We start from the raw sequence: 4,829 nt of genomic DNA, 5'->3' as shown, positions 1-4,829 counted from the left end.
TTTGATGAAAAATTCCAATTGCTTGATCCATCAGGCGATCCCATCAAGAACATGCGGTATGCGATCATGAAAGAAGACGGTGCGCGCATTGAAGGCGTTACCGATGGCCAAGGTCGAATCCCGTTGCAACAGGGCTTCCGGCCGGAGAATGTTCAGATCGTAATTTTAGGTATGCTGAAATAAGGATTGATAATGTCGTCTGTGCCACCCGAGAAAGAACGTAGTCAGCAGGCTCGCCCCGGTACTGAGGGACGGCCTACGTTTGATTGGCAATTGAGCAGTACCAGCTTGCTCGATACCGTAAAACTCACGGTGCCGCCAATGATTGCGCTGCCCATTGTATTTGTGCCGGGAATAATGGGCAGCAATCTCGCGGATCTGCATGATGTCCCGGTATGGCTACTGGATCTGACTGCGGGCCTTCCGCTTAGCGTCGCTAGAAGATGGAGAGGGAAAACTCCTGGCGAGCGGCAGCAAGTTCTACATCCCGAGCGTACGAAAGTTTATCGAGACGGTAATTTGCCGAAAAAACTCACAGGGACTGTTGGCCAACAGCAAATATATCGAAACCGTGGTTGGGGGGAAGTGAGCCAAGGTAGCTACCACGATTTCCTGCTTTGGCTGGAAGAAAAAATGAATGGCCAGGGATTTAATCCGGCGAAATGGAGCGACTTTTTCTATACCGCAGTAAGCGCTACGCCCGCCCCCGGCACACGTCCCCCGGAGCCCAAATTATTCCCAGGTATTACGATGGAGATGAGCGGCTTGCCTCGTGTTGCGGAGGACCATCATTTTACCGAGCCGGTATTATCAGATGATCTGTTGAAGCGAGCGAAGTGTCGGTTTCCGGTTTATGCATGCGGTTATAACTGGCTGCAGTCCAACGAGGCGGCGGGCAACGCTCTGAAAACGCGAATCGAGCAAATTATCGCTGAGAATAATGGCGGCGCGTTCAAGTGCCAACAAGTGATTTTAGTAACGCATTCAATGGGAGGGTTGGTTGCACGGTATTGCGCCCAGCTGCCGGGCATGGAGCAAAAGATTGCTGGCGTGGTACATGGAGTGATGCCCGCCGTCGGCGCTGCAGTAGCGTATCGTCGGTGTAAGGTCGGCATGAAGGACGAGGATGCGATGGCCGCGATGGTCATCGGCGCAACGGGACAAGAAGTCACAGCGGTTTTCGCACAGGCGCCTGGCGCCTTGCAGTTATTACCCTCAGAGGGCTACGCTCCGCGCTGGTTATCCGTCGCAGATGCCGATGGGAAGGCTACTCTGAATTTGCCGGTTTCAGACCCGTACGAAGAAATTTATTTGGTGCGAGATCGCTGGTGGGGACTGGTGCGACCGGAATGGCTATCTCCGGAGGAAGGGAAACCGATTAGCTGGAACGATTTTTCGATTAACATCAAAATCGCGAAAGCCTTTCACGCGAAGCTTGCCAAAAGTTACCACCCTCAAACGTTCGTCTACTATGGCGCGAGTGGAGACAAGTACGCGAGCTTCGAGGGCATCAAGTGGCAGATGCGCAAAGGCTTGAGTCCGGAGACCGGAAAGCCGCCTGGCGAGAAGCAGGTTGCTGGTTTTTCCCACCAGGCAGTGCGGGAAGATGGAGCGAACAAAATTTTTGTAGGGGGAGAAACCAAGATGGAAACCGTTTATACCCCTGGCGGAGGCGGCACCGTTGTGACTTACGATACCAGCTTCTGGGAAATTAAAAGCGATATGCAGGATGGTAAAGGGGATGGTACGGTCCCGGTGAGTTCGGGAAAGGCACCGAGACGCGATGGTCTCGGGCATGTCAGGCAGCAGTTTCGTCTGGAGGGCTTTGCGCACGAGGGCTCTTATAACAACCCCGCGGCCCAACGCGTGACACACTATGCGATCACAAAAATAGCCGCTATGGCGAAACTATGAAATTAATCCTGAGCTTGATTTTTCTCGTAGCGGTAGTTGGCTGCGATGCGAAGAGAAACGAACATGTCACCGACACTAAAATGAACAGTGTAATGAAAACGAATTGTATTGGCCATAGTCTGATCGACCTCCCCGAGATGTATGCGTTGAAGGCGGGCGTGAGCGCGACTTTCACACCTGATCAGAATCAGGTAGAGGACGGCTATATTGACTTGGTGGTAGAGCCGCAAATGACCGCGGAGCGCTTCAAGCGTCGGGTTGGCGAGCGGCATGCCGAGCTTGCGGACGATGCCCGCATGACCTCAAGGTTATCCCAAGTGAGCGATATGCCGGCAGATGGAAAGATGTTTCGTACTCATGTCATCGAGGATGCTTATCGGAGCGAGGCGCACTGGATGTTGAACGACGTTTATCTGGTAGCGTCGATAAAGTCATTCAAGAATCAGGTGGCCGAGGCGGAAACCATGCTGCTTGACTTTGTCCATAACGTGGAGAGCCAACGAGCAGACACGACCCTAGCGTCGTTTTGTCTTGGTGGCGTGACGGTCAAGGGCAAATATCGGTCAGAGCTCGCTTCATTCCATTTCGCGACGGCGCAGGTAAGCGATACTGTGTTCTCCGTTGACGTCAATACTTATGAGAAAGACGATAAGGAGTCATTGCTCCAACGATTAGGCGGGCCGAATTCTTTGTTTAAAAAATTTGGCATTAAAGAATCAGTGCTGCGCAAGGGAGAAAAAAACGTTGCGGGCATGCGAGCGCAGGAGTGGGCATCCGTTATTCGGCCTGGGGAAAAAGGTAGTGAGCAGGACCTCTCCTTCCTGTTGGAGACCATGCGTCCAGTTCCTTCTGCAACTACACCACGAATTCATATGGAGATGGATGTGACAGGACCTAGCGCACGCGATGAGACGGCAGCGTTAGCGTTGTGGGATAGCGTCATCAAAACAGTACGTCCACGTTGATGTGACTAGGAGTGTGTACGAAAATGGTCGTCGACACTGAGCCTGAAGAGATGATGCTGCGCTTGTCTGACTGGAGGCATGAGTGGATGTCGGAGCCTTGGCGCGATCATGCCGTTGTGTCCCCGGCGTTATTGTTGGCCTATCAGGTATCACTGGAGCAGATCTTGGCGAATGGACTGGTGCGAGACGTGCATGTGAGACATGCCTACTTGACGTGGACTTGTCGGACGTAGCCCGAATAATGAACAGTTGGCGAACTGGAGAAATGCAGTTCTCCAGGCTGGAGATGAAAAGAGCGAGAATTAACGATGTGGGTGTCTTTTACGTCGGACTGGCGGCGATCGGCGCTATCGCACTGTTGGTGTTGACGACTTGCGCGAAAAATGCTGTATTCGTGAGTGTCCGCGAGGTGAACTATGCGTAGGACAGTGTTTGAACGGTTATGGACATCCATGCTGTTGGCATTGTTGTTTGCATGCGAGCACGTTGCCATCGCGCAGGAAAGTGCAGTGCCTGCCGCGCCTTGCGCCTGCCACGCAGCGCCCTGTATCGCCACCGCGCCGCGCGCAATGTCTGTCCGCTGCCGGCCTGGTCCACCGACGTCGCCAGCAGGCGCCCGCCGCTGGCGCTGTCGGAGATGGAGCGGCGCATTGCGCTCGACGTGCTCAACAGCCCGCGCTTCGCCAATTGCGCCCCGGCGGCCATCCACGCTCAACTGCTCGACGAGGGGCGTTACGTCGCCTCTGTGCGCACCATGTACCGCCTGCTGCAAGGCTATGCCGCCGTGCGCGAGCGGCGCAATCAACTGCGCCATCCCGAGTACACCAAGCCGGAATTGCTGGCCGTGATGCCCAACCAAGTGTGGAGCTGGGACATCACCAAACTAAAAGGTCCGGTCAGGGGAACTTGTTTTCATCTGTACGTCATCCTCGATATCTTCAGCCGCTACGTGGTCGGCTGGATGGTCGCCGAGCAGGAAACCGCCGAACTGGCCGAACAACTCATCGCCGATACCGCCGCCAAGGAATGCATTGCGCCAGGCACGCTCACCTTGCACGCCGACCGGGGCAGCAGCATGCGCTCCAAGCCGGTGGCCACTTTGCTGTCGGATCTGGGCATTGTGAAATCACACAGCCGGCCTTACATTTCCGACGACAATCCATATTCGGAGGCGCAGTTCAAAACCTTGAAGTACCAGCCGGGTTTCCCGGCCCGCTTCGGCTCGCTGGCCGATACGCGCGCATACTGCGCGCAGTTCTTCACTTGGTACAACCAGCAGCACCGCCATTCCGGCATCGGCATGATGACGCCTGAGAGCATCCACACTGGCCGCGCCGCCGAGGTGCGCAAGCAACGACAAGCCACGTTGGCTGGTGCCTTCCAGCGCACGCCCAACCGCTTCAAACACCGCATGCCGCAGCCGCAGACGCTGCCGACGGCTGCCTGGATCAACCCGCCGAACATGGAGAAAAAAGCTGCCTGAAATCCGAGATTTAGAATCTCACCTATTCAACCAGGTGTTTCAAATTCATTGACACGCTCCGGTTGGACCCGATCCCGTTGCCGCAACGGCTGCTGTTCAAGCTTGGGGGCTCACTGGACGGTTTCATTGTGTGCCACAAGAGCCTGGTGGCACTGTTCAGAGCCAACGGCCAAAGCGGCGCAGAGTTAGTAAGGATCACGGAATATTAATATCCGCATTCGTGCTACACGTTAACTTATTTTTTAATACACTTTGTGCCAAAGAATTTTTTTGAGGCACATTATAGTGACGATGTCGTTGATCGAGCAGGCCACTGCGGCGCTGGCGCAGTTCTCCAGCGCCACCCGTTTGTACGAGCTGACGCTGGCGCAGGACGACAACGCCGAACTTGGCGCGGGCGGTCTGCTGGTCGAAGCGTTTGCCGCCGACGACGGCGTGCAGGACGCCGGCGCGCGCGACGTCATCGT

Annotated in this window: 5 protein-coding genes; all 5 read left to right on the top strand. The window is 55.2% G+C overall.

The features are described 5' to 3' along the window. The coding region (locus tag ACCD07_RS32100; RefSeq protein WP_413449674.1) for a hypothetical protein at positions 1 to 183 on the top strand (183 nt) is incomplete at its 5' end. A 105-nt stretch (positions 184 to 288) separates the two neighbouring features. Continuing rightward, on the top strand, positions 289 to 1,914 hold the full coding sequence (locus tag ACCD07_RS32095) for an esterase/lipase family protein (protein ID WP_413449673.1): 1,626 nt from the start codon (positions 289 to 291) through the stop codon (positions 1,912 to 1,914). Further along, positions 1,911 to 2,879: a T6SS immunity protein Tli4 family protein gene (locus tag ACCD07_RS32090; protein WP_353405603.1), complete on the top strand. Its 969-nt coding sequence runs from the start codon at positions 1,911 to 1,913 to the stop codon at positions 2,877 to 2,879. Before ACCD07_RS32095 ends, ACCD07_RS32090 begins: the two co-directional genes overlap by 4 nt. Positions 2,880 to 3,321: 442 nt before the next feature. Next, positions 3,322 to 4,362, top strand: coding sequence for an IS3 family transposase (locus ACCD07_RS32085; protein WP_413449672.1), 1,041 nt, complete (start codon positions 3,322 to 3,324; stop codon positions 4,360 to 4,362). 270 nt (positions 4,363 to 4,632) lie between these two features. Further along, on the top strand, positions 4,633 to 4,829 hold a 197-nt coding region (locus ACCD07_RS32080; protein ID WP_413449671.1), incomplete at its 3' end, for a hypothetical protein.

The organism is Duganella sp. Dugasp56 (assembly GCF_047304105.1).
Classification (GTDB): domain Bacteria; phylum Pseudomonadota; class Gammaproteobacteria; order Burkholderiales; family Burkholderiaceae_D; genus Rugamonas; species Rugamonas hordei.
This window is presented reverse-complemented; position numbering and strand designations above follow the sequence as displayed.